Below are 24,936 nucleotides of genomic sequence, written 5' to 3'. Positions count from 1 at the left end.
ATTTTCCTCTGAATGACATTCCCTCAAGTAGACGACGCAAACGTTCATATTGCCGCGATAGTTTTTTTTGATATGTTGCTTAGAGGGAGTTGTGTTTAGCTCAATATCAGTTAAGACAAAGACAGGGTCGGGAAATGGCAAAGGTATCACTGGAAAAAGACAAAATTAAGTTTCTGCTGGTTGAAGGTGTGCACCAGAAAGCGCTGGATAGCCTGCGCGCGGCGGGTTATACCAACATTGAATATCACAAAGGCGCGCTGAGCACCGAACAGCTGAAGGAGTCGATCCGTGACGCCCATTTCATCGGCCTGCGTTCCCGTACTAATCTGACGGAAGAGGTGTTTGCCGCGGCTGAAAAGCTGGTTGCGGTAGGCTGCTTCTGTATCGGTACCAATCAGGTCGATCTCAACGCGGCGGCAAAACGCGGCGTCCCGGTGTTCAACGCGCCATTCTCCAATACCCGTTCGGTGGCCGAACTGGTGATCGGCGAACTGCTGCTGCTGCTGCGCGGTATTCCGGAAGCGAACGCCAAAGCGCACCGTGGCGTCTGGAACAAGCTGGCGGCAGGCTCCTATGAAGCGCGTGGCAAAAAACTGGGCATCATTGGTTACGGTCACATCGGCACGCAGCTCGGCATTCTGGCGGAATCGCTGGGGATGTACGTCTACTTCTACGATATCGAAAACAAACTGCCGCTGGGCAATGCGACTCAGGTTCAGCATCTTTCTGACCTGCTCAATATGAGCGATGTGGTCAGTCTGCACGTGCCGGAAAACGCCTCCACCAAAAATATGATGGGTCCGGAACAGCTGGCGCTGATGAAACCAGGCTCACTGCTGATCAACGCCGCACGCGGCACGGTGGTGGATATTCCCGCGCTGTGCGATGCGCTGTCGCGTAAACATCTGGCCGGTGCGGCCATCGACGTCTTCCCGACCGAACCGGCCACTAACGCCGATCCGTTCACCTCACCGCTGTGCGAGTTTGATAACGTAATACTGACCCCGCATATCGGCGGCTCCACCCAGGAAGCGCAGGAGAACATCGGTCTCGAAGTGGCGGGCAAGCTTGCCAAATATTCCGACAATGGTTCGACGCTATCTGCGGTCAACTTCCCGGAAGTCTCGCTGCCGCTGCACGGCGGCCGTCGTCTGCTGCACATACATGAAAATCGTCCAGGCGTGCTGACCGCCATTAACCAGATCTTCGCCGCGCAGGGTATCAACATTGCCGCGCAGTTCCTGCAAACGTCGCCGATGATGGGTTATGTGGTTATTGATATCGAAGCGGAAGAAGATGTGGCGCAGCGTGCGCTGCAAAGCATGAAGGCCATTCCGGGGACCATTCGCGCCCGCTTACTGTACTAAGGCAACACACCCCCTCTTTAATGAGGGGGTTACCACTCCCATATTACAGAGGGAGTGACCACCGCAGGCAGCGGAATATCCCACTCCTCCACCGGTAGCGCGTCCACGCGCTGACAATCATGCGCGTAGCCCACCGGCTGTAAGCGATACTGCTGCCAGTTCTGCAAGGTACGATCGTAAAACCCGCCGCCCATTCCCAACCGCTGTCCCTGGCTGTCAAATGCAACCAGCGGCGTGACCAGCACGTCAAGCTGCGCCAGCGGCAATACATCACGCACGTCCAGCTTTGGTTCATGGATTTTCAGACGATTCACCACCAGCTCGCTCTGCGGATGGTAGTGCAGAAACAGCAAATTACCGGGACTAAAAGGGTGCAACACCGGAAGATAAACCCGCTTGCCTGCGCGCCAGAGTTGTTCAATCAGCGGACGGGTATCCAGTTCGCCATCAAAGGAGAGGAACAGCGCTACGGTATGCGCCATTACGACCGGCGGATACGCCATCATGCGAGCGGCAGCCTGTTGTGCGAGATGCGTTTGTTGGTCAACAGAAAGGGTACGACGACGCTGCCTGATATGGCGGCGAATTTCCTGACGCTGGAGTGACGTAACGGTAAGTTCAGTCATGGTAGTAAAAGAAGGGGAATCTCCGAGATGCCGCCGCAGGCTGTAACCCTTGAACCCTTGGTTCAAGGTGAATGTGTCGTCACGGTTTTAAGGCTTCTCGGACGAACCGAGCATGCTCACCAACCATGGAGCGCCACATTCTGTTGGTATGAAATATCGGCTCAGGGGACTGGCCCGCTTGCAAACATCTCAGAGAAATTTTGTCTTCACGATGACTCTACCATAGTCGATCGCAAAGTGTTATTCAAACTTTGGCCCCGATCTCTCGGATATGCGACCTTGCTCAAGTAATGCCTGTTCAATGGTCTGTTGCAGCATTCGAATACGTTGCTCCATGCTGGCAGCGTAATCGCGGGTTTTGGCCTTTTCCTGAGTTAATTCGTAGCTGATATTCAACGCGGCGATGAAAACCAGCTGCTCAGTATTTGTGACTCTAGTGCGTTCTTTCAGATCTTGCAACCGCTGATTCAGATCGTCCGCAGCCTGATTCAGGGCATCCCTTTGTTCAGGCGGGCAATTCACTCGCAGTGAACGGCCAAAAATATGGATATCGACGGGTTGTGCAGACATGCCACCTTCCTGCTGAATTGACTGCGCGGCCTTCGCGCCCGAATCCGGGGCTGGCGAAGGGGCGACACTATAGCTACCCTGGCGTGCAGATACAAGCCCTTTTCTGGTATCACCAGGGTCCAAAGTGGTAGCATAACATGAATCTTCCCCTAACGATGACGAATGCGCATGTCTATAAAGAATGAAATGCCTGGTTACAACGATGTGAACCAGTTACTGAACCAGCAGGGGGCAGGATTAACCCCGGCGGAAATGCACGGTTTGATTAGCGGGATCCTCTGTGGCGGCACCACGGACACCTCATGGCAGCCGCTGTTGCACGATCTGACTAACGAAGGTCTGGCGTTCGGCCACGAGTTAGCGCAGGCGCTGCGTAGCATGCACTCCGCAACCAGTGATTCGCTGGAAGACGACGGTTTTCAGTTCCAGCTTTATCTCCCGGAAGGGGATGATGTCAGCGTTTTTGACCGTGCCGATGCGCTGTCGGGCTGGGTAAACCATTTCCTGCTGGGACTGGGCGTGACGCAGCCGAAGCTGGATAAAGTCCCTGGCGAAACCGGCGAGGCGATTGACGATCTGCGCAACATTGCTCAGCTTGGCTACGATCTGGAAGAGGATCAGGAAGAGCTGGAGATGTCGCTCGAAGAGATTATCGAATACGTCCGCGTTGCTGCGCTGTTGTGCCACGATACCTTCACCCGCCAGCAACCGACCGCGCCGGAAGTGCGCAAACCGACCTTACATTAAGAAAATACTCAAGGAGGTATCATGACTCAGCAGGAGTTTCACCGTCGTCGCCAGGCGCTTCTGGCTCAGATGCAACCGGGCAGCGCGGCGCTGATCTTTGCCGCGCCGGAAGCCACGCGCAGCGCCGATACCGAGTATCCGTATCGCCAGAGCAGCGACTTCTGGTACTTCACCGGTTTTAATGAACCGGAAGCCGTGCTGGTGCTGATTAAAAGTGATGATACCCACAACCACAGCGTGTTATTCAATCGCCTGCGCGATCTGACGGCGGAGATCTGGTTTGGCCGTCGTCTCGGTCAGGATGCCGCGCCGGAAAAATTGGGCGTCGACAGAGCGCTGGCGTTCAGCGAAATCAACGCGCAGCTTTATCAATTACTCAACGGGCTGGATACCGTCTGGCACGCGCAGGGTGAGTATGCGTATGCTGACCAGATCGTCTTTAACGCGCTGGAAAAACTGCGTAAAGGCTCGCGGCAGAACCTCTCCGCGCCTGGCAATATCGCCGACTGGCGTCCGCTGGTGCATGAGATGCGCCTGTTCAAATCGGCGGAAGAAATTGACGTGCTGCGTCGCGCCGGGGAGATCACCGCGCTGGCGCATACCCGGGCAATGCAGCAATGCCGTCCCGGCATGTTTGAATACCAGCTGGAAGGGGAAATTCACCACGAATTTACCCGCTACGGGGCGCGTTACCCCTCGTATAACACCATCGTCGGCGGCGGCGAAAACGGCTGCATCCTGCACTACACCGAAAACGAAAGCGAACTGCGCGACGGCGATCTGGTGCTGATCGACGCGGGCTGCGAATACCGGGGCTATGCGGGCGACATTACGCGCACTTTCCCGGTCAACGGCAAATTTTCCCCGGCGCAGCGTGAAATCTACGACATCGTGCTGGAATCGCTGGAGACTGCGCTCAAACTGTATCGCCCGGGAACCACCATGCAGGACGTGACCACCGAGGTGGTGCGTATCATGATAACCGGGCTGGTCAAACTCGGTATTTTGCAGGGCGAGGTGGATGAACTTATCGCCAGCAATGCCCATCGTCCGTTCTTTATGCACGGTCTGAGCCACTGGCTGGGGCTGGACGTCCACGATGTCGGCGCGTATGGCGTTGATCGCTCGCGGGTGCTGGAACCCGGCATGGTGTTGACCGTTGAACCGGGGCTGTATATTGCGCCGGATGCCGACGTGCCGCCGCAGTATCGCGGGATTGGCATTCGCATTGAAGATGACATCGTGATCACCGCGTCGGGCAATGAAAATCTCACCGATCGCGTGGTGAAAAAAGCGGACGATATCGAGGCCTTAATGGCGGCGGCGCGCGAACAATGAGCGTGATTATTGTAGGCGGCGGCATGACCGGCGCAACGCTGGCGCTGGCGATATCACAGTTAACCCAGGGGGCGCTGGCGGTCCATCTGATCGAAGCGGTCGCGCCCGACGCTGCTGCCCATCCGGGCTTTGACGCGCGGGCCATCGCGCTGGCCGCGGGAACCTGCGAGCAACTGGCGCGTATCGGCGTCTGGCAGGCCATTGCCCGCAGCGCTACGCCGATTAATACGGTCCATGTCAGCGACCGCGGTCATGCGGGCGCGGTGATGCTGGACGCCAACGACTACGCGATTCCGGCGCTGGGGCAGGTGGTGGAACTCCATGACGTTGGCCAGCATCTGTTTACGCTCCTGCGTAAAGCGCCCGGCGTGACGCTGCACTGTCCTGCGAGTGTCGTCAGCGTAGCGCGCCGTCCGGAGGATGTTAGCGTCACGCTGGATAACGGTGAGACGCTGAAAGGGAGCCTGCTGGTGGCCGCCGATGGTTCTCGTTCTTCCCTCGGCGCGCAGTGCGGGATCCAGTGGCAGCAACAGCCGTATCAGCAGATAGCGGTAATTGCCAACGTCACCACTGCGCTGGCTCATCAGGGGCGTGCGTTTGAACGTTTTACGCCAGACGGTCCCCTCGCCATGTTGCCGATGTCCGCCGGGCGCAGTTCGCTGGTCTGGTGCCATCCTCTCGAACGCCGCGACGAGGTCATGTCGTGGAGCGACGCGCAATTTTGTGACGAATTACAGCGCGCCTTTGGCTGGCGGCTGGGGCGTATTACCCATGCCGGACAGCGGGCAACCTATCCGCTTGCGCTCACCACCGCTTCCGCATGCATTTCGCATCGGCTGGCGCTGGTGGGGAATGCCGCGCAGACGCTGCACCCCATTGCCGGACAGGGCTTTAACCTTGGTCTGCGCGATGTGATGAGTCTGGCGGAGACGCTGGCGCAGGCAGACGATCCCGGCAGCTACGCTACGCTCTGCCGCTATCGTGACCGCCGCAGCGCAGATAAAACCGCCACCATCGGTGTCACCGACGGGCTGGTACATCTGTTTGCTAACCGCTGGTTGCCGCTGGTTGTCGGACGTAACGTGGGACTGATGGCGATGGAAGGATGCTCTCCAGTCCGTGACATGCTGGCCCGCCGCACGCTGGGCTGGGTTACCCGCTAAGCTATCTTATTCAAACCATCTCGCCTGCCGAATCAGGCTTCAGGAGTAGAACTGTGCAAAGTGTTGACGTAGCGATTGTTGGCGGGGGAATGGTAGGGCTGGCGATTGCCTGCGGTCTTCAGGGCAGCGGCCTGCGCGTGGCGGTGCTGGAGCAAAAAGCGGTGCAAAAACCAGCGTTGGATGCGCCTCATGCGTTACGCGTATCGGCCATTAATGCGGCGAGTGAAAAGCTGCTCACCCATCTGGGCGTATGGTCTTCTGTTATCGAACAACGTGCCAGCTGCTATCACGGCATGGAAGTGTGGGAGAAGGACAGCTTCGGCCATATTCGCTTTGACGATCGCAGCATGGGCCATACCCATCTCGGACATATTATTGAAAATGATGTTATTCATTATGCGCTGTGGCAAAAAGCGCAGCAGTGCCAGGACGTGACGGTAATCGCCCCGGCAGAGTTACAGCAGGTGGCGTGGGGGGAGAACGAGGTTTTCCTGAGTCTGAAAGATGGCAGTATGATGACCGCCCGGCTGGTGGTGGGGGCGGACGGCGCTCACTCCTGGCTGCGCGACAAAGCCGATATCCCGTTGACCTTCTGGGACTATAACCATCATGCGCTGGTGGCGACCATCCGTACCGCCGAGCCGCATCAGGGCGTGGCGCGTCAGGTCTTTCACGGCGAGGGCATCCTGGCGTTCCTGCCGCTTAGCGATCCGCACTTGTGTTCTATCGTCTGGTCGCTGGCTCCTGACGAGGCCGCGCGGATGCAGCAGGCTGAAAACACAGCGTTTAATCAGGCATTAACAGTTGCTTTTGATCATCGTCTGGGGCTGTGCAGCGTGGAGAGCGAACGCCAGGTTTTCCCGTTGACCGGTCGCTATGCGCGCCAGTTTGCCGCGCACCGTCTGGCGCTGGTTGGCGATGCTGCCCATACCATTCATCCACTGGCCGGGCAGGGCGTTAACCTTGGCTTTATGGATGCGGCGGAACTGATCGGTGAACTGCGTCGTCTTAATCAGCAGGGTAAAGACATCGGGCAGTACATGTATTTACGCCGCTTTGAACGCAGTCGGAAGCACAGCGCCGCGCTGATGCTGGCCAGCATGCAGGGATTTCGCGAACTCTTTGCCGGACATAACCCGGCGAAAAAGCTACTGCGCGATATTGGCCTGAAAATGGCCGACACGCTGCCCGGCGTTAAACCGCAACTCATCCGTCAGGCGATGGGAGTAAACGATCTCCCTGACTGGTTACGTTAACTGGGTCACACTTTTCTTCCCGGCCTCTGCGCCGGGATATTTCACCTCGTTTGAGAAATTCTAATTTCACGCTTTTTTTCGCATTACTTTTAATAATGTCATCAATTTATGCCTGAGGAATTTTTGCCAGGTTTTCCATTTTTAATATTACTATCCGCGTAAAATAAACCCTCAAGTCACCTCTTTATCTGGCTGTTAATCTTTCTGGTAGTGTAAAACTCTGTAGGCTTTTACGTGCATTTTGGTCATAAGCTAATGTGATGACCTTCTTTAGCTTATGGTTTAACACGGGGTTCGGTGGTAAGTTCAGACCAAAGAGAACGTTTGCGTCGCCACCGTTTCGCTGGCGAAACCCGGCTGATTTGACGAGGAAAAGATGGCTCAACAGACTCCGTTATACGAACAACACACCCAGTGCGGCGCGCGGATGGTGGATTTTCACGGCTGGATGATGCCGCTGCATTACGGCTCCCAGATTGATGAGCACCACGCGGTGCGCACCGATGCCGGTATGTTCGACGTCTCGCATATGACTATCGTCGATCTTCGCGGTAGCCGTACCCGGGAGTTTTTGCGCTATCTGCTGGCCAACGACGTGGCAAAACTGACGAAACCCGGTAAGGCGCTTTACTCCGGCATGCTCAATGCGTCCGGCGGTGTGATTGACGACCTTATCGTCTATTACTTCACGGAAGAGTTCTTCCGCCTGGTCGTTAACTCCGCCACCCGTGAAAAAGACCTCGCCTGGATCACCCAGCACGCCGAAATTTACGCCATCGACATTACCGTGCGCGACGACCTGTCCCTGATTGCGGTCCAGGGGCCAAATGCACAGGCAAAAGCGGCCACGCTGTTTACTGAAGAACAGCGTCAGGCGGTGGCTGGAATGAAGCCGTTCTTTGGCGTGCAGGCGGGAGAGTATTTTATTGCGACCACCGGTTATACCGGCGAAGCAGGCTATGAAATTGCGTTACCTAACGAGCAGGCGGCGGATTTCTGGCGTGCGCTGGTCGACGCGGGGGTTAAACCTTGCGGGTTGGGCGCGCGCGACACGCTGCGTCTTGAGGCGGGCATGAACCTCTATGGTCAGGAGATGGACGAAGGCGTCTCGCCGCTGGCGGCAAATATGGGCTGGACTATCGCCTGGGAACCTGCCGATCGCGATTTTATTGGCCGTGAAGCGCTGGAATTGCAGCGTGAAAGAGGCACCGAACAGCTGGTCGGTCTGGTGATGACCGAAAAAGGCGTGCTGCGTAATGAATTACCGGTGCGCTTTACCGACGCGCAGGGTAACCCGCAGGAAGGCATTATCACCAGCGGCACCTTTTCCCCGACGCTGGGCTACAGCATCGCCCTGGCACGCGTTCCGGCAGGCATTGGCGACAAGGCGATTGTGCAAATCCGCAACCGGGAAATGCCGGTTAAGGTCACAAAACCTGTTTTTGTTCGTAACGGCAACGCCGTTGCGTAATGTACTTTTTGGAGAATGAGCGATGAGCAACGTACCTGCGGAACTGAAATACAGTAAAGAACACGAATGGCTGCGTAAAGAAGCGGACGGTTCTTACACTGTCGGCATTACTGAACATGCGCAAGAGCTGCTGGGCGACATGGTTTTTGTCGATCTACCGGACGTTGGCGCGACCGTTAGCGCCGGCGATGACTGCGCGGTGGCGGAGTCGGTGAAAGCAGCCTCCGATATTTATGCGCCGATTAGCGGTGAAATTGTCGCGGTAAACGACGCGCTGGGCGATTCCCCGGAGCTGGTTAACAGCGAGCCATATGCCGGCGGCTGGATTTTCAAAATCAAAGCCAGTGACGAAAATGAAATTGACGCGCTGCTGGACGCCACTGCCTACGACGCGCTGTTAGAAGACGAATAAGCCTTCATTGCCGGATAGCGCTGCCGCTTATCCGGCCTGCAAACCGGGTACGACGCCGAACAGGATACAACCCGTAGGCCCGGTAAGCGCAGCGCCACCGGGCATCTGGCCAAAGACAACCACGATTCACCGAATGTTTCAGGAACCCTCGCTCATGACCCAGACGTTAAGTCAGCTTGAAAACAGCGGCGCTTTCATTGAACGCCATATCGGACCGGATGCCACGCAACAGCAGGCTATGCTGAATGCCGTGGGTGCCGCGTCGCTGGACGCGCTGATCGGCCAGATTGTGCCAAAAGACATCCAGCTTGCTACCCCGCCGCAAGTGGGTGATGCTGCAACCGAACACGCCGCGCTGGCGGAACTCAGGACCATTGCCCGCCGCAATAAGCGCTTCACGTCTTACATCGGCATGGGTTACACCAACGTTCAATTACCGCCGGTGATCCTGCGCAACATGCTGGAAAACCCTGGCTGGTACACCGCCTACACGCCGTATCAGCCGGAAGTCTCTCAGGGCCGTCTGGAAGCGTTGCTTAACTTCCAGCAGGTGACGCTGGATCTGACCGGGCTGGAGATGGCGTCCGCCTCGCTGCTGGACGAAGCAACCGCCGCCGCAGAAGCGATGGCGATGGCAAAACGCATCAGCAAGCTGAAAAACGCCAACCGCTTCTTCGTGGCGGCCGATGTGCATCCGCAAACGCTGGACGTGGTGCGCACCCGTGCCGAAACCTTTGGTTTTGACGTGATTGTCGATGATGCGGATAAAGTGCTGGATCATCAGGATGTCTTTGGCGTACTGCTGCAACAGGTCGGCACCACCGGGGAAATCCACGATTACAGCGCGCTGATTGCCGAACTGAAATCACGCAAAATTATCGTCAGCGTGGCGGCCGATTTTATGGCGCTGGTGCTGCTGACCGCGCCGGGCAAGCAGGGCGCGGATATCGTCTTTGGCTCGGCGCAGCGTTTTGGCGTGCCGATGGGCTACGGTGGACCACATGCCGCTTTCTTTGCGGCGAAAGACGAATTTAAACGCTCCATGCCGGGGCGAATCATTGGCGTATCGAAAGATGCCGCAGGCAACACGGCGCTGCGCATGGCGATGCAGACCCGTGAGCAACATATCCGCCGCGAGAAAGCCAACTCCAACATTTGTACCTCGCAGGTGCTGCTGGCTAACATTGCCAGCCTGTATGCCGTTTATCACGGACCGGTTGGGCTGAAACGCATTGCCAGCCGTATCCACCGCCTCACCGATATCCTGGCGACCGGCTTGCAGCAAAAAGGTCTGAAACTACGCCACGCCCACTATTTCGATACCCTCTGCGTTGATGTCGCGGATAAAGCGGCCGTGCTGGCGCGTGCCGACGCGGCAGAAATCAACCTGCGCAGCGACATTCACAACGCGGTAGGCATCACCCTGGATGAAAGTACCACCCGTGACAACGTGCTGGCGCTGTTTGCCGTTCTCCTTGGCGACGATCACGGGCTGGATATCGACATGCTGGATAAAGACGTGGCTCATGACAGCCGCGCCATTCCCGTCGCCATGCTGCGCGACGACGCCATCCTCACGCATCCGGTCTTCAATCGTTATCACAGCGAAACCGAGATGATGCGTTATATGCACTCGCTGGAGCGCAAAGATCTGGCGCTGAATCAGGCAATGATCCCGCTCGGCTCCTGCACCATGAAGCTCAATGCCGCTGCGGAAATGATCCCTATCACCTGGCCGGAATTTGCCGAGCTGCATCCGTTCTGCCCGGCGGATCAGGCCGAAGGGTATCATCAGATGATCAACCAGCTTTCCGACTGGCTGGTCAAACTGACAGGATACGATGCGCTCTGTATGCAGCCGAACTCCGGCGCGCAGGGTGAGTACGCGGGTCTGCTGGCGATCCGCCACTATCACGAAAGCCGCAACGAAGGGCACCGCGATATCTGCCTGATCCCGAGTTCCGCCCACGGTACCAACCCGGCCTCCGCGCAGATGGCGGGGATGCGCGTGGTAGTAGTCGCCTGCGATAAAAACGGCAACATCGATCTTAACGACCTGCGCGCGAAAGCCGGGCAGTCGAGCGACAACCTTTCCTGCATTATGGTGACTTATCCGTCCACTCACGGCGTGTATGAAGAGACCATCCGCGAGGTCTGCGACATTGTGCACCAGTTCGGAGGACAGGTTTATCTTGACGGCGCGAACATGAATGCCCAGGTGGGCATCACCTCGCCGGGCTTTATCGGCGCGGATGTCTCCCATCTCAACCTGCATAAAACCTTCTGCATCCCGCACGGCGGCGGCGGTCCGGGTATGGGGCCGATTGGCGTGAAGGCGCATCTGGCCCCGTTTGTTCCGGGCCATAGCGTAGTGCAAATCGAGGGGATGCTCACTCGTCAGGGCGCGGTTTCTGCGGCACCGTTCGGCAGCGCATCCATTCTGCCGATTAGCTGGATGTACATTCGCATGATGGGCGCGGAAGGGCTGAAGCAGGCAAGCCAGGTGGCGATTTTGAATGCCAACTATGTTGCCAGCCGTCTGAAAGAGGCTTTCCCGGTGCTGTATACCGGCCGCGACGGTCGCGTGGCGCACGAATGTATTCTCGATATTCGTCCGCTGAAGGAGGCCACCGGTATCAGCGAGCTGGATATTGCCAAGCGCCTGATTGACTATGGATTCCATGCGCCAACCATGTCCTTCCCGGTAGCGGGGACGCTGATGGTCGAGCCGACCGAGTCAGAAAGCCAGATGGAGCTGGATCGCTTTATTGAGGCGATGCTGGCGATCCGCGCGGAAATCGATCGCGTGCAGAAAGGCGAATGGACGCTGGAGGATAACCCGCTGGTCAACGCTCCGCACACGCAGCGTGAGCTGGTGACAGAGTGGGCGCATAGTTATAGCCGTGAAGAGGCGGTTTTCCCGGCAGGTTCGGTCAATAAATACTGGCCGACGGTGAAGCGTCTTGATGATGTCTACGGCGATCGTAATTTATTCTGCTCCTGTGTGCCGCTGAGCGAATATCAGTAATAAAGGCTACAGTATGACAAGCCGGGTAAGCGCCAGCGCTACCCGGCTTTTTTTTATTTTCAGGAGGATAGATGGGCATTGCACTTGTGACCGGTGCCAGCCGGGGGATTGGACGCGCAACCGCGTTACAGCTGGCGGGTGAGGGCTATACGGTAGCGGTAAATTATCATCACAATATTCAGGCGGCGACCGGGGTTGTTGAAGCGATAGCTGAGCAGGGTGGCCGCGCGTTCGCCGTGCGTGCGGATATCAGCGATGAGTCGCAGGTGATGGCAATGTTTGATGCCATCGACCGTGCGGGGGAGCCGCTGACCGCGCTGGTAAATAACGCAGGGATTTTGTTTCAGCAGTGTACGGTTGAGGAGCTTGATGCCAGCCGCATCAATCGTGTGCTGGCGACAAACGTGACGGGATATTTTCTCTGCTGTCGTGAAGCGGTAAAGCGGATGTCACACCGGCACGGCGGGCAGGGTGGGGCGATCGTTAACGTCTCTTCCGCCGCGTCACGGTTAGGAGCACCGGGCGAATATGTCGATTACGCCGCCTCAAAGGGGGCTGTTGATACGCTGACCACCGGTTTGTCGCTGGAAGTGGCAGCGCAGGGCATTCGGGTTAACGGTGTGCGACCTGGCCTGATTTATACAGAGATGCACGCATCAGGCGGCGAGCCAGGGCGCGTGGACCGGGTAAAACCCGCGCTACCGATGCAGCGCGGCGGCCAGCCGGAAGAGGTGGCGCAGGCGATAGTCTGGTTGCTGAGTGAGAAAGCATCGTATGTGACGGGAAGTTTTCTTGAACTGGCGGGTGGGAAATAGGTGCCCGGTGGACGTTAATGCCCGGTGGCGCTGCGCTTACCGGGCCTACAACAGGTGCATAACGCACAAACATTTACGGGCCGCGTAAGGTGAATCAGCCGCCCGGCAAACGTGGCACTGTGGGTAACACCGCGCTACCCACGTGGCATAATCCGAATTAAAGGTGCTCGCCGTTACTGGCAATCACACCCTGATACCAGGCAAAGCTTTTCTTGCGTGAGCGGGACATATCGCCGGTGCCGTCATCATGCTTGTTGACGTAAATAAAGCCGTAGCGCTTGCTGTACTGGCCGGTGGTAAACGACACGCAGTCGATGCAGCCCCATGGCGTGTAGCCCATCAGATCCACGCCATCATGAGTAACGGCTTTGACCATCTCTTCCACATGCGCGCGCAGGTAGTCAATGCGATAATCATCGTTAATGCTACCGTCCTCTTCTACCTTATCGTACGCGCCAAAGCCGTTCTCAACGATAAATAGCGGTTTCTGATAACGCTCATAAAGCTCGCACAGCGCGTAGCGCAGGCCGACCGGATCGATCTGCCAGCCCCAGTCGGAGGCTTTGACGTGCGGGTTAGGCACGCTGCCCTCAAACCCGGAAATGGCATCGCCGCTGCCACCGTCAGCCTTCACTGCATTGGTCATGTAATAGCTGAAACCCAGATAAGCGCAGGTGCCCTCACGCAGGATCTGCTCATCACCTGCTTCCATCGCAATGCTAAACCCGCGACGTTCCCATTCATTCAACACATACGAAGGATAGTAGCCGCGCAGTTGCACGTCGGTGAAGACATAACGTTCGCGCATTGATGCCTGCGCGTACATCACGTCTTCCGGCTTACAGGAGAAGGGATACAGCGGCACCATCGCCAGCATACAGCCGACCTGCATCGCCGGATTAATGCGCCGCGCCGCCTTCACCGCCAGCGCGCTGGCAACAAACTGATGATGCAGCACCTGATACATGGTCTCTTCGGGATTGTCGTGGTCGGTATAGACGACGCCGGAACAGCAGTAGCCAAACAGCGGCGCGCGCCAGTTACGCTGGTTATTGATTTCGTTGAAGGTCATCCAGTATTTGACCTTGTTTTTGTAGCGCTCGAAAACCACTTCCGCGAAGCGAACAAAGAAATCCACCACCTTACGGTTGGTCCAGCCGCCATACTGCTGTACCAGATGCAGCGGCATTTCAAAGTGGGAAAGGGTGATCACCGGCTCAATGTTGTATTTAAGCAGTTCATCAAATACATCATCGTAAAACTGTAAACCTTCTTCATTTGGCTCCAGCTCATCGCCATTCGGAAAAATACGCGTCCAGGCAATAGAGGTTCGGAAACACTTAAAGCCCATCTCGGCAAAGAGTTTGATGTCCTCTTTGTAATGGCTGTAGAAGTCCACCGCTTCGTGATTCGGATAGTATTTGCCTGGCACCACCTGCCCGGTGATCTCACGCGGAACGCCGTGCGCGCCGCCGGTCAGCACGTCGCAAATGCTCGGCCCTTTGCCGCCCCGATCCCAGCCGCCCTCAACCTGGTGTGCGGCCACCGCGCCGCCCCACAGAAAATCTTTTGGTAACGTTAATTTTTTCATTCTGACCTCGATGTATTACGTTCTGCCTCCGAGTCTGGCAAAAGCGCTAATCAATGTCACGATATAACAAATAACGCGGGAGGTGATTTGTTACATCGAAAAAACAGGGTGTTTTTCACGGCAGTTTTTTTGCCAGCTTTCTCCCTAACGCCTCCAGAATATAAATGACCGGAACCTGAGTCGTAATATCATAGACGCCACCGATCCGCGTCTGGGATACATGCCAGGAAAGATTAAAATCTGCCAGTTTTGCCAGTCGCGACTGTTCATGGCTGGTAATTGTGAGCACCTTACAGTGATGCAGGCTGAACTGGCTGGCAAAACGCAGGATCTCCTCCGTTTCCCCGGAGACTGACAATACAATGGCCAGCGCATTTTTCGCCATGTCATTGGTGACCGGGAAATAAGGGTCGTCAATATGGTTACTGAATTTTCCGACGTTAGAAAAGAAGCGCGCGCCATATTTTGCCAGTGCTCCGGAGGTGCCTGCACCGACGAATATTATTCGTTCTGAAGAGAGAATAATATCGACCGCGCGATCTAATAATTTATCAAACTCGTCATTATTGACGCTTTTAAAAAAGCTGATAATTTCGCTGGCCCCAAAATTAGGTTGCTGCGGTTCGTTCTGCTCAAGATAGAGTTTAAAGCGCACGCGAAATTCCGAGTAACCTTCGCAGTGGAGCTTACGACAAAAGCGCAGCACCGTGGTCGTCGAAACTTCCGCCGCATCCGCCAGTTCGCGAATGGTCATATACATCACCGCGTCACGGTTTTTGATGACGTAGTGATAGACCTTCATCTCAAGGTTGTTAAGCGTGGCGATGGCGCTGTGGGTGAAGATGCTCACAATGATGATTACCCAGGATGAAAATGTTGGCGTTATTATGCCGTTTTACGACACGTTGCGGAAAGGATCGTGCGAACCGAAGCAGGTCATTGATTTTATTTAGTTAAAAACTAAACGGCTGTAAGGTGGATTTTACATTTATCTTTTTGATTTTAAGTTCATTATTTTTTTACTGTTTTATTTTAGCGAACAGGTGTTCACTGAAACTATTCTCAGCTACTCTGGTGAAGCATCGTGCATATCGTCCGTTCTTCCGGAGTTCACTATGGTTCGTAAGCCGTCAATGACGCAGGGATATTCACTGGCAGAGGAAATTGCCAACAGCATCAGCCACGGTATCGGGCTGGTGTTTGGTATTGTCGGACTGGTGTTGTTGCTGGTGCAGGCGGTGGCCAGTAATGCCAGCGCAACGGCGATTACCAGTTACAGCCTTTACGGTGGCAGCATGATCCTGCTGTTCCTCGCCTCAACGCTCTATCATGCCATTCCCCAGCCACGGGCAAAAATATGGCTGAAAAAATTTGACCACTGCGCAATCTATCTGTTGATTGCCGGAACCTATACCCCTTTCCTGCTGGTAGGGCTGGATTCGCCGCTGGCACGCGGGCTGATGGTTGTTATCTGGAGTCTGGCGCTGCTGGGGATCCTGTTTAAGCTGACCATTGCGCATCGCTTTAAAGTGTTGTCGCTGGTGACTTATCTGGCGATGGGCTGGCTGTCGCTGGTGGTAATTTATGAAATGGCCATCAAGCTGGCGGCAGGAAGCGTCACCTTACTGGCGGTGGGCGGTATCGTCTATTCGCTGGGGGTGATTTTCTACGTCTGCAAGCGTATTCCCTACAACCATGCTATCTGGCACGGCTTCGTGCTGGGCGGCAGCGTCTGTCACTTCCTGGCGATTTATCTGTATATTGGCAAGGTGTGAAAAGCCCCGGCAGCGCCAGGCGTGCCGGGGGCATTAAAACTCAGCTTTCTTCCAGCGAATACGGCAGCGGCTCGATACTTAGCGTATTGGCGTCATCAAGCACGCGGAAAACGCTGTCCGGCTCCATATCGTTATTCATCACCGCCTGAACCAGCAGACGTCCGTCGTCAAGCTGTACGGCAGCCAGCACGGTGCCGGTACGACGCCAGTTTTCGCCCATTTGCAGTTCCAGATCTTCTCCGGCTTCCGGTACGCGGCTGGCCTGGCCTGCCAGCGACCACAGCGCGCGTTTGTTCGCGCCGCGGAATTTGGCGCGGGCGACCATTTCCTGTCCGGTATAGCAGCCTTTTTTGAAGCTGATCCCACCCAGCGCCTGCAGATTAGTGGCCTGCGGAATGAACTGCCCACTATTAGCCGCGTCAATGACCGGTAGCCCGGCTTCAATGTTCAGCGCCAGCCACTGCTGGCTGTTATTCAACTGCGCTTCACCACGCAGGGCCTCGGTGACGCGCTGCGCCGTTGCTGCATCGGTCACCAGCAGGAAACGCTCGCCAGGATGAGCAAACCACAGCAGGGATGTTTCGCCCTCTGTCGTTACCTGTTTATCGGCATCCGGCAGTTCACTGAACAAATTCGCCAGCGCCGCGCGCGCCTGGAATCCGGCAATACCTAAAAGCACGGACTCATCGTCGGCCGCAATGGCGACTTTAGAAAACACCGCGTACTTTTTCAGTTCGGTAAGCTGCGCATCGCGCAGGCTGCGGCGTTCAATCCACGCAAAGCCACCAGCATGGTGAAAAAGACGCATGTTGCTCCACATCTTGCCTTTGGCATCGCAATGCGCGGCCAGCAGATGCTGATGTTCCGTCAGGGCAGCCACGTCAGCCGTCACCTGACCCTGTAAATATTTTTCGCTATCCGCGCCGGTAATGGTCGCCAGCGCCCAGTCGTCCAGCGTCATAAGCGTCAGCGGCAGACGCGCAGAGGCGGAAGGCTGGCGCGGAGGAAACGGAGTAAAAGCCATAATGTTGTCCTGGTTGCGTAACGCGAAGTAAGAATATAACTCATGGTAAAAGAGCCAGTTGCCATTGCAAGCGCTTTTAACGCGCCTTTTGTGCCGTTTTTGCGGCGCAATGGGAAATGCAATTATGGAGAAATGATTAATTTTGCAGGATTTTAAGTGGAATCAGGCTCGCAGGGCACAATAATCCTGTAAAGTAAGTTGATAAAACGCGTTACACTAATCTGATATAGCGACGCAGGATTGAAAACATGGATATTAGTAACAAAGCCCGTATCCACTGGGCGTGCCGCCGCGGTATGCGCGAACTCGATATTTCCATCATGCCTTTTTTCGAATACGAGTACGACACGCTGAGTGACGATGACAAACATCTCTTCATTCGCCTCCTGGAATGCGACGACCCGGATTTATTTAACTGGTTGATGAATCACGGTAAACCCGCTGACACAGATCTACAACGCATGGTGCAATTAATTCAAACACGGAATCGGGAACGTGGTCCTGTGGCAATCTGATTTACGCGTCTCATGGCGCTCACAGTGGCTATCGCTTCTGCTTCATGGCGTGGTCGCTGCTCTGGTTTTACTCATGCCGTGGCCGTTAAGTTACATGCCGCTATGGCTGCTGCTGTTATCGCTGGTGGTGTTTGACTGCGTGCGTAGCCAGCGGCGCATCAATGCCTGCCAGGGGGAGATCAAACTGATGATGAATTCCCGCCTGCGCTGGCAAGGACAGGAATGGGAAATTACCGGCGCACCCTGGATGCTGAAAAGCGGCATGATGTTGCGACTGCGCAAATTGGGTAGCCGTCGGCGGCAGCACCTGTGGCTGGCGGCGGATAGCATGGAAAGCGGTGAGTGGCGCGATCTGCGCCGGATGTTAATGCAACAGCCAGCGCGGCGTTAATGACGCAGGCTCAGGAGAATTGCTCTGCCATCTCCATAAGGATCTGCTCGCACCACGTCTGGATGCGCTCATCGCTGAGATCGTATTGATTAGTTTCATCCAGCGCCAGACCAACGAACAGTTTGCCCTCGGCGATAACCGGTTTTGGGCTGGTAAATTCGTAGCCTTCAGTGGGCCAGTAGCCGATGAACTTCACACCATTCATCGCCAGTTGATCGTGGAGCATACCGAGCGCGTCAAGGAACCACTCGCCATAGCCCAACTGATCGCCCATGCCGTAAAGGGCAACGGGTTTGTCCTTCAGATTTAGCGTGCTGAGCTGATCCCAGATGGCTTCCCAGTCTTCCTGAATTTCGCCAAAATCCCAGGTAGGGATGCCCAGAATGAGGACATCATACTGCTCCATCAGCGCGGGGGAATCATCTTTCAGGTTGTGCAGCGTGACCAGTTCGGGGCCGATAATGTCGCGAATTTTCTCCGCTGCCATTTCGGTGTAACAGGTGCTTGAACCGTAAAAAAGACCAATGTTCATGGCGTAAACGTCTCAATTCTTCTCATGACTTTGCGCTCAGTGTACCAGAAACGTGAAGTAATCAGGCATAATGCAGCAGCAGAAGCGGTAAAGAGGCACCGATGGAACAGGATCTTGCACGTATAGAACAGTTTCTGGATGCGCTCTGGCTGGAGCGCAACCTGGCGGAGAATACGCTCAGCGCCTATCGACGCGATCTGACAATGCTGGTGGAATGGCTGCATCACCGCGAGTTATCGCTTGAGCGTGTACAACATGGGGATCTTCAGTCGTTGTTGGCGGAGCGTCTGGCGGGGGGGTATAAAGCCACCAGTTCGGCACGGCTGCTGAGCGCCATACGGCGGTTTTTTCAGCATCTGTACCGTGAAAAGATCCGCGCGGACGATCCCAGCGCGCTGCTGGCTTCGCCAAAGCTGCCGCAGCGGCTGCCAAAAGATTTATCCGAGCAGCAGGTCGAACGTCTGCTGCAAACGCCCGTCACCGACCTGCCGCTGGAGCTGCGCGACAAAGCCATGCTGGAAGTGCTGTACGCCACCGGGCTGCGCGTCTCAGAGCTGGTAGGGCTGACCATGAGCGATGTCAGCCTGCGACAGGGCGTAGTGCGGGTGATCGGCAAGGGCAATAAAGAGCGGCTGGTGCCGCTGGGCGAAGAAGCAGTGTACTGGCTGGAAACGTATCTCGAACATGGGCGGCCCTGGCTGCTGAACGGCGTCTCCATTGATGTCCTGTTTCCCAGCCAGCGCGCGCAGCAGATGACACGCCAGACCTTCTGGCATCGCATTAAGCATTATGCGACTCTGGCCGGTATCGACAGCGAAAAACTGTCCCCGCACGTGCTGCGTCATGCCTTTGCCACCCATTTACTTAACCACGGCGCGGATTTGCGCGTCGTGCAAATGCTACTGGGCCACAGCGATCTTTCCACGACGCAAATTTATACCCACGTAGCCACTGAACGCTTACGGCAGTTACACCAGCAGCATCATCCGCGCGCGTGATTGCCTGACATAAAAGGATAAGTTATGAAAAAAGGTTTATTGATCCTATCGCTGCTGACCACAGCGTTTACCGGTATGGCTCAGGCTGACGATGCGGCGATCCAACAGGCGCTGGCGAAGCTCGGCGTGCAAAGCAGCGATATTCAGCCTGCGCCTGTCGCGGGCATGAAAACCGTCCTGACCAACAGCGGCGTGCTGTACGTGTCTGACGATGGTAAGCATATGATCCAGGGGCCAATGTATGACGTCAGCGGTGCACAGCCGGTTAACGTTACCAATCAGCTGTTGATGAAGCACCTGAACGCGCTGGAAAAAGAGATGATCGTCTACAAAGCGCCGCAGGAAAAATACGTCATCACCGTCTTTACCGACATCACCTGCGGCTACTGCCACAAGCTGCATGAAGAGATGAAAGATTATAACGCGCTGGGGATCACCGTGCGCTACCTCGCCTTCCCACGCGCAGGTCTGCAAAGCCAGCCCGAGCAGGATATGAAAGCCATCTGGTGCGCGAAAGATCGTAACAAAGCGTTTGACGATGCGATGAACGGCAAAGGCGTGAAGCCTGCCTCCTGCGATATCGACATCGCCGACCATTATGCGCTCGGCGTTCAGTTCGGCGTCAACGGCACGCCCGCTATCGTGCTGAGCGATGGCAATGTGGTGCCGGGTTATCAGGGGCCGAAAGAGATGAAAGCCTTCCTCGACGAGCATCAGAAACAGACCAGCGGTAAATAATTCGCGTGAAACAACCGATACAACTCCGCCGCCGCGAGGTGGATGAAACAGCGGATCTTCCTGCCGACCTGCCTGCGCTGCTGCGACGGCTCTACGCCAGCCGTGGTGTAAAAGGGGCGCAGGATCTGGAGCGAAGCGTCAAAGGTATGCTGACCTGGCAGCAGTTGACGGGGGTCGAGAAAGCGGTCGATATGCTCTACAACGCACTTCGCGAAGGACTGCGTATCGTCGTGGTCGGTGACTTTGACGCCGACGGCGCAACCAGCACCGCACTGAGCGTACTGGCGCTGCGGGCGCTGGGCTGCGAAAGCGTGGCGTATCTGGTGCCGAACCGTTTTGAAGATGGTTACGGCTTGAGTCCGGAAGTGGTCGATCAGGCGCATGCCCGTGGCGCGCAGATGATCATGACCGTGGATAACGGGATCTCTTCCATCACTGGCGTCGATCGGGCGCATGCGCTGGGGATCCCGGTGCTGGTCACCGATCACCATCTGCCCGGTGACACGCTCCCGGACGCCGAAGCGATCGTGAATCCCAATCTGCGCGACTGCGATTTTCCGTCGAAATCACTGGCGGGCGTTGGCGTGGCATTTTATCTGATGCTGGCCCTGCGTGCCCATTTACGCGAGCAGGGCTGGTTTGAGACGCGCGGTATTGCTATGCCGAATCTGGCCGAGCTGCTGGATCTGGTGGCGCTGGGCACGGTGGCTGACGTGGTGCCGCTTGATGCTAACAACCGTATCCTCACCTGGCAGGGCCTGAACCGCATCCGCGCCGGTAAATGCCGTCCCGGTATTAAAGCGCTGCTGGAGATCTCCCGCCGCGAGCCGCACCGTTTAGCCGCCAGCGACCTGGGGTTTGCGCTGGGGCCTCGTCTGAATGCGGCGGGGAGGCTGGACGATATGTCGGTCGGCGTCGCGCTGCTGCTGTGCGAGAACATCGCCGAAGCCCGCGTGCTGGCGAGCGAGCTGGACGCCCTTAACCAGACGCGCAAAGAGATTGAGCAGGGGATGCAAATCGAAGCGCTGGCGCTGTGTGAAAAACTGGAGCGCAGCCGCGAGGCGTTGCCCGGTGGGCTGGCGATGTATCACCCCGAATGGCATCAGGGGGTGGTTGGCATACTGGCCTCGCGGATCAAAGAGCGTTTTCACCGCCCGGTGATTGCCTTTGCACCCGCGGGCGACGGCACCCTGAAAGGCTCTGGCCGCTCCATTGCCGGCCTGCATATGCGCGACGCGCTGGAGCGTCTGGATACCCTCTACCCGGATTTGATTATTAAATTCGGCGGTCATGCGATGGCGGCGGGGCTTTCCCTTGATGAGACGCGCTTTGACGAGTTTCAGCAGCGCTTTGGCGAGCTGATTACCGAGTGGCTCGATCCGGCATTATTGCAGGGCGAGGTGGTCTCCGACGGCCCGCTTTCGCCTGGCGATATGACGCTGGAAATTGCTGAGATGCTGCGCGATGCCGGGCCGTGGGGGCAAATGTTCCCGGAACCCCTGTTTGACGGGCGTTTTCGCCTGCTGCAACAGCGTATTGTTGGCGAGCGTCACCTTAAAGTGATGGTCGAACCGGTTGGCGGCGGTCCGCTACTGGACGGCATTGCGTTTAATGTCGATACCTCCTGCTGGCCGGATAACGGCGTGCGCGAGGTTGAACTGGCTTACAAACTCGATATTAACGAGTTTCGCGGCAATCGCAGCCTGCAAATTATCATCGATCATATCTGGCCGATGTAGCGCCTGAAATTCACCTTCTGCTGCAAACCCCGGCGCATGATTATCGGTCGCCTGCCGGGGTTTTCTGGCTTACGCCCGGATACATCCCGAATAATTTTGTGTGTATAAAAAAAGCCGTGAATTGGGTACAATCTCACCCTTATAACTGCATTTTGGCACGTTCAATAAAAGAAACCTGACTATGTTTGAAATTAACCCGGTAAAAAACCGCATTCAGGACCTCACAGATCGCTCCGGCGTTCTTAGGGGGTATCTTTGACTATGATGCGAAGAAAGAGCGTCTCGAAGAAGTAAACGCCGAGCTGGAACAGCCGGACGTCTGGAATGAACCTGAACGCGCGCAGGCTCTGGGTAAAGAACGTTCCTCCCTCGAAGCCATTGTCGAAACCCTGGATCACATGTCTCAGGGTCTGGAAGATGTTTCCGGGCTGCTGGAACTGGCTGTTGAAGCCGACGATGAAGAAACCTTCAATGAAGCCGTTGCCGAACTTGACGTGCTGGAAGAGAAACTGGCGCAACTTGAGTTCCGCCGCATGTTCTCCGGCGAATACGACAATGCCGACTGCTACCTGGATATCCAGGCGGGTTCCGGCGGTACGGAAGCGCAGGACTGGGCCAGCATGCTGGAGCGTATGTACCTGCGCTGGGCAGAAGCGCGCGGTTTTAAAACCGAAATCATTGAAGAGTCTGAAGGCGAAGTCGCGGGTATTAAATCCGTGACCATCAAGATTTCCGGCGATTACGCCTACGGCTGGCTGCGTACCGAAACCGGCGTTCACCGTCTGGTACGTAAAAGCCCGTTTGATTCCGGCGGCCGCCGTCATACCTCGTTCAGCTCCGCCTTTGTTTATCCGGAAGTGGACGACGACATTGATATCGACATCAATCCGGCCGACCTGCGTATTGACGTCTACCGCGCGTCTGGTGCGGGTGGTCAGCACGTTAACCGTACCGAGTCCGCGGTGCGTATTACGCACATTCCGACCAACACGGTGACCCAGTGTCAGAATGACCGTTCCCAGCATAAAAACAAAGATCAGGCCATGAAGCAGATGAAAGCGAAGCTTTATGAACTGGAAATGCAGAAGAAAAATGCTGAGAAACAGGCGATGGAAGACAACAAGTCTGACATTGGCTGGGGTAGCCAGATCCGTTCTTATGTCCTTGATGACTCCCGCATTAAAGACCTGCGCACCGGGGTTGAAACCCGTAACACGCAGGCGGTGCTGGATGGCAGCCTGGATCAATTCATCGAAGCAAGTTTGAAAGCAGGGTTATGAGGAACCAAAATGTCTGAACAAAACGTACAGAGCGCTGACGCGGCGGCCGATCTTAATAATGAACTGAAAGCGCGCCGCGAGAAGCTGGCTGGCCTTCGCGAGCAGGGAATTGCCTTCCCGAACGATTTTCGTCGCGACCACACCTCAGACCAACTGCACGCTGACTTTGATGCGAAAGAAAACGAAGAGCTGGAAGCGCTGAACATTGAGGTGACCGTTGCCGGCCGCATGATGACTCGCCGTATTATGGGTAAAGCCTCGTTTGTTACCCTTCAGGACGTTGGCGGCCGCATTCAGCTGTATGTTGCCCGTGACGATCTGCCGGAAGGCGTTTATAACGAGCAATTCAAAAAATGGGATCTCGGCGACATCCTCGGCGCAAAAGGCAAGCTGTTCAAAACCAAAACGGGCGAACTGTCTATTCACTGCACCGAACTGCGTCTGCTGACCAAAGCGCTGCGTCCGCTGCCGGACAAATTCCACGGTTTGCAGGATCAGGAAGCGCGCTACCGTCAGCGTTATCTCGACCTCATCTCTAACGATGAATCCCGCAACACCTTTAAAGCACGTTCGCAGATCCTGGCGGGTATTCGTCAGTTCATGGTCGGCCGTGGTTTTATGGAAGTTGAAACCCCGATGATGCAGGTGATCCCAGGCGGAGCGTCTGCGCGTCCGTTCATCACCCATCACAATGCGCTGGATCTGGACATGTACCTGCGTATCGCGCCGGAACTGTACCTGAAACGTCTGGTGGTCGGTGGCTTCGAGCGCGTATTCGAAATCAACCGTAACTTCCGTAACGAAGGCATTTCCGTTCGCCATAACCCAGAGTTCACCATGATGGAACTCTATATGGCGTATGCAGATTATAAAGATCTGATCGAGCTGACCGAGTCTCTGTTCCGCACTCTGGCGCAGGATGTTCTGGGCAAAACCGAAGTACCTTATGGCGATGTGACGTTTGATTTCGGCAAGCCGTTTGAAAAACTGACCATGCGCGAAGCAATCAAGAAATACCGTCCGGAAACGGAAATGGCCGATCTGGATAACTTCGACTCTGCCAAAGCGATTGCCGAATCTATCGGCATTAAACCAGAGAAAAGCTGGGGTCTGGGCCGTATCGTCACCGAGATCTTTGAAGAAGTAGCAGAAGCACACCTGATTCAGCCGACCTTCATCACTGAGTATCCGGCAGAAGTATCTCCGCTGGCGCGCCGTAATGACGTGAATCCGGAAATTACCGACCGCTTTGAGTTCTTCATTGGCGGGCGTGAAATCGGTAACGGCTTTAGCGAGCTGAACGATGCGGAAGATCAGGCGCAACGCTTCCAGGATCAGGTTGACGCAAAAGCAGCTGGTGACGACGAAGCGATGTTCTTCGACGAAGACTACGTGACTGCTCTGGAACACGGTCTGCCGCCGACCGCGGGTCTGGGTATTGGTATCGACCGTATGGTCATGCTGTTCACCAACAGCCACACCATCCGCGACGTTATCCTGTTCCCGGCGATGCGTCCGGTGAAATAAGTCTGCTGTAGTGAAGATGCGCCCCGGCGTTTA

General features: G+C 56.0%; 23 protein-coding genes and 1 other RNA gene. 17 read left to right on the top strand and 7 right to left on the bottom strand.

Annotation, left to right across the window (positions count from 1 at the left end):
* The first annotated feature begins 134 nt into the window (after positions 1-134).
* The gene (serA, locus tag ACMGGS_RS01770) at positions 135-1,367 is read left to right on the top strand and encodes a phosphoglycerate dehydrogenase (protein WP_194208311.1); all 1,233 of its coding nucleotides are present in this window, start codon (positions 135-137) and stop codon (positions 1,365-1,367) included.
* Positions 1,368-1,396: 29 nt separating this feature from the next.
* On the opposite strand, the gene ACMGGS_RS01765 is transcribed toward serA, so the two are convergent.
* From ACMGGS_RS01765 to zapA, 3 genes are all read right to left on the bottom strand, one after another.
* On the bottom strand, positions 1,397-1,993 hold the full coding sequence (locus tag ACMGGS_RS01765) for a 5-formyltetrahydrofolate cyclo-ligase (RefSeq protein ID WP_414164798.1): 597 nt from the start codon (positions 1,991-1,993) through the stop codon (positions 1,397-1,399).
* Between the two features lie 15 nt (positions 1,994-2,008).
* Positions 2,009-2,192: non-coding RNA, 6S RNA (gene ssrS, locus ACMGGS_RS01760), on the bottom strand.
* 41 nt (positions 2,193-2,233) lie between these two features.
* Positions 2,234-2,563: a cell division protein ZapA gene (gene zapA, locus ACMGGS_RS01755; protein WP_049838699.1), complete on the bottom strand. Its 330-nt coding sequence runs from the start codon at positions 2,561-2,563 to the stop codon at positions 2,234-2,236.
* A gap of 168 nt (positions 2,564-2,731) precedes the next feature.
* On the opposite strand from zapA, the gene ACMGGS_RS01750 reads away from it, so the two are divergent.
* The 8 genes from ACMGGS_RS01750 to ACMGGS_RS01715 all read left to right on the top strand — a co-directional run bounded on the left by ACMGGS_RS01750 (position 2,732) and on the right by ACMGGS_RS01715 (position 12,793).
* Positions 2,732-3,310 (top strand): UPF0149 family protein, encoded by a 579-nt coding sequence (locus ACMGGS_RS01750; RefSeq protein ID WP_176920983.1) that lies wholly within the window; start codon positions 2,732-2,734, stop codon positions 3,308-3,310.
* 21 nt (positions 3,311-3,331) lie between these two features.
* On the top strand, positions 3,332-4,648 hold the full coding sequence (pepP, locus tag ACMGGS_RS01745; RefSeq protein WP_414164797.1) for a Xaa-Pro aminopeptidase: 1,317 nt from the start codon (positions 3,332-3,334) through the stop codon (positions 4,646-4,648).
* Entirely contained in the window at positions 4,645-5,811 is a 1,167-nt protein-coding gene (ubiH, locus tag ACMGGS_RS01740; protein ID WP_414164796.1) for a 2-octaprenyl-6-methoxyphenyl hydroxylase, read from the top strand. The genes pepP and ubiH overlap by 4 nt, the downstream gene beginning before the upstream one ends.
* A 53-nt stretch (positions 5,812-5,864) precedes the next feature.
* Positions 5,865-7,067, top strand: a complete 1,203-nt coding sequence (gene ubiI / locus ACMGGS_RS01735; protein ID WP_414164795.1) for an FAD-dependent 2-octaprenylphenol hydroxylase — start codon at positions 5,865-5,867, stop codon at positions 7,065-7,067.
* 376 nt (positions 7,068-7,443) lie between these two features.
* The gene (gcvT, locus tag ACMGGS_RS01730; protein ID WP_414164794.1) at positions 7,444-8,538 is read left to right on the top strand and encodes a glycine cleavage system aminomethyltransferase GcvT; all 1,095 of its coding nucleotides are present in this window, start codon (positions 7,444-7,446) and stop codon (positions 8,536-8,538) included.
* Between the two features lie 22 nt (positions 8,539-8,560).
* On the top strand, positions 8,561-8,950 hold the full coding sequence (gene gcvH, locus ACMGGS_RS01725) for a glycine cleavage system protein GcvH (protein ID WP_414164793.1): 390 nt from the start codon (positions 8,561-8,563) through the stop codon (positions 8,948-8,950).
* A gap of 154 nt (positions 8,951-9,104) precedes the next feature.
* On the top strand, positions 9,105-11,978 hold the full coding sequence (gene gcvP, locus ACMGGS_RS01720; RefSeq protein WP_414164792.1) for an aminomethyl-transferring glycine dehydrogenase: 2,874 nt from the start codon (positions 9,105-9,107) through the stop codon (positions 11,976-11,978).
* A 71-nt stretch (positions 11,979-12,049) separates the two neighbouring features.
* The gene (locus ACMGGS_RS01715) at positions 12,050-12,793 is read left to right on the top strand and encodes an SDR family oxidoreductase (protein ID WP_414164791.1); all 744 of its coding nucleotides are present in this window, start codon (positions 12,050-12,052) and stop codon (positions 12,791-12,793) included.
* A 157-nt stretch (positions 12,794-12,950) separates the two neighbouring features.
* On the opposite strand, the gene ACMGGS_RS01710 is transcribed toward ACMGGS_RS01715, so the two are convergent.
* Both ACMGGS_RS01710 and ACMGGS_RS01705 read right to left on the bottom strand, forming a co-directional pair.
* Positions 12,951-14,384 (bottom strand): 6-phospho-beta-glucosidase, encoded by a 1,434-nt coding sequence (locus tag ACMGGS_RS01710; protein WP_414164790.1) that lies wholly within the window; start codon positions 14,382-14,384, stop codon positions 12,951-12,953.
* 115 nt (positions 14,385-14,499) lie between these two features.
* Entirely contained in the window at positions 14,500-15,228 is a 729-nt protein-coding gene (locus tag ACMGGS_RS01705) for a MurR/RpiR family transcriptional regulator (protein WP_414166180.1), read from the bottom strand.
* 271 nt (positions 15,229-15,499) lie between these two features.
* On the opposite strand from ACMGGS_RS01705, the gene trhA reads away from it, so the two are divergent.
* The gene (gene trhA / locus ACMGGS_RS01700) at positions 15,500-16,159 is read left to right on the top strand and encodes a PAQR family membrane homeostasis protein TrhA (RefSeq protein ID WP_414164789.1); all 660 of its coding nucleotides are present in this window, start codon (positions 15,500-15,502) and stop codon (positions 16,157-16,159) included.
* Between the two features lie 40 nt (positions 16,160-16,199).
* Here trhA and ygfZ read toward each other — a convergent pair whose 3' ends face one another.
* Positions 16,200-17,183, bottom strand: coding sequence for a tRNA-modifying protein YgfZ (ygfZ, locus tag ACMGGS_RS01695; RefSeq protein ID WP_414164788.1), 984 nt, complete (start codon positions 17,181-17,183; stop codon positions 16,200-16,202).
* Positions 17,184-17,431: 248 nt separating this feature from the next.
* Here ygfZ and sdhE point away from each other — a divergent pair, with 248 nt between their 5' ends.
* On the top strand, positions 17,432-17,698 hold the full coding sequence (gene sdhE / locus ACMGGS_RS01690) for an FAD assembly factor SdhE (protein ID WP_176920972.1): 267 nt from the start codon (positions 17,432-17,434) through the stop codon (positions 17,696-17,698).
* Positions 17,679-18,089 (top strand): protein YgfX, encoded by a 411-nt coding sequence (locus tag ACMGGS_RS01685; protein WP_414164787.1) that lies wholly within the window; start codon positions 17,679-17,681, stop codon positions 18,087-18,089. Before sdhE ends, ACMGGS_RS01685 begins: the two co-directional genes overlap by 20 nt.
* Positions 18,090-18,099: 10 nt before the next feature.
* Here ACMGGS_RS01685 and fldB read toward each other — a convergent pair whose 3' ends face one another.
* Positions 18,100-18,621 (bottom strand): flavodoxin FldB, encoded by a 522-nt coding sequence (gene fldB, locus ACMGGS_RS01680; protein ID WP_414164786.1) that lies wholly within the window; start codon positions 18,619-18,621, stop codon positions 18,100-18,102.
* 101 nt (positions 18,622-18,722) lie between these two features.
* On the opposite strand from fldB, the gene xerD reads away from it, so the two are divergent.
* The 5 genes from xerD to lysS all read left to right on the top strand — a co-directional run bounded on the left by xerD (position 18,723) and on the right by lysS (position 24,903).
* The gene (gene xerD / locus ACMGGS_RS01675) at positions 18,723-19,619 is read left to right on the top strand and encodes a site-specific tyrosine recombinase XerD (protein WP_414164785.1); all 897 of its coding nucleotides are present in this window, start codon (positions 18,723-18,725) and stop codon (positions 19,617-19,619) included.
* Between the two features lie 24 nt (positions 19,620-19,643).
* Positions 19,644-20,357, top strand: a complete 714-nt coding sequence (gene dsbC / locus ACMGGS_RS01670; protein ID WP_176920968.1) for a bifunctional protein-disulfide isomerase/oxidoreductase DsbC — start codon at positions 19,644-19,646, stop codon at positions 20,355-20,357.
* A gap of 5 nt (positions 20,358-20,362) precedes the next feature.
* The gene (gene recJ / locus ACMGGS_RS01665) at positions 20,363-22,096 is read left to right on the top strand and encodes a single-stranded-DNA-specific exonuclease RecJ (protein WP_414164784.1); all 1,734 of its coding nucleotides are present in this window, start codon (positions 20,363-20,365) and stop codon (positions 22,094-22,096) included.
* Positions 22,097-22,277: 181 nt separating this feature from the next.
* Positions 22,278-23,376, top strand: a protein-coding gene (prfB, locus tag ACMGGS_RS01660; protein ID WP_414164783.1) for a peptide chain release factor 2 whose coding sequence is annotated in 2 segments (ribosomal slippage) — positions 22,278-22,352 and positions 22,354-23,376 — 1,098 coding nt in all. Because the reading frame shifts where the segments join, the coding sequence is not laid out codon by codon here.
* A gap of 9 nt (positions 23,377-23,385) precedes the next feature.
* On the top strand, positions 23,386-24,903 hold the full coding sequence (gene lysS, locus ACMGGS_RS01655) for a lysine--tRNA ligase (protein ID WP_414164782.1): 1,518 nt from the start codon (positions 23,386-23,388) through the stop codon (positions 24,901-24,903).
* Positions 24,904-24,936 lie beyond the last annotated feature (33 nt).

It is taken from the genome of Superficieibacter sp. BNK-5 (assembly GCF_047456055.1).
GTDB lineage: Bacteria > Pseudomonadota > Gammaproteobacteria > Enterobacterales > Enterobacteriaceae > Superficieibacter.
This window is presented reverse-complemented; position numbering and strand designations above follow the sequence as displayed.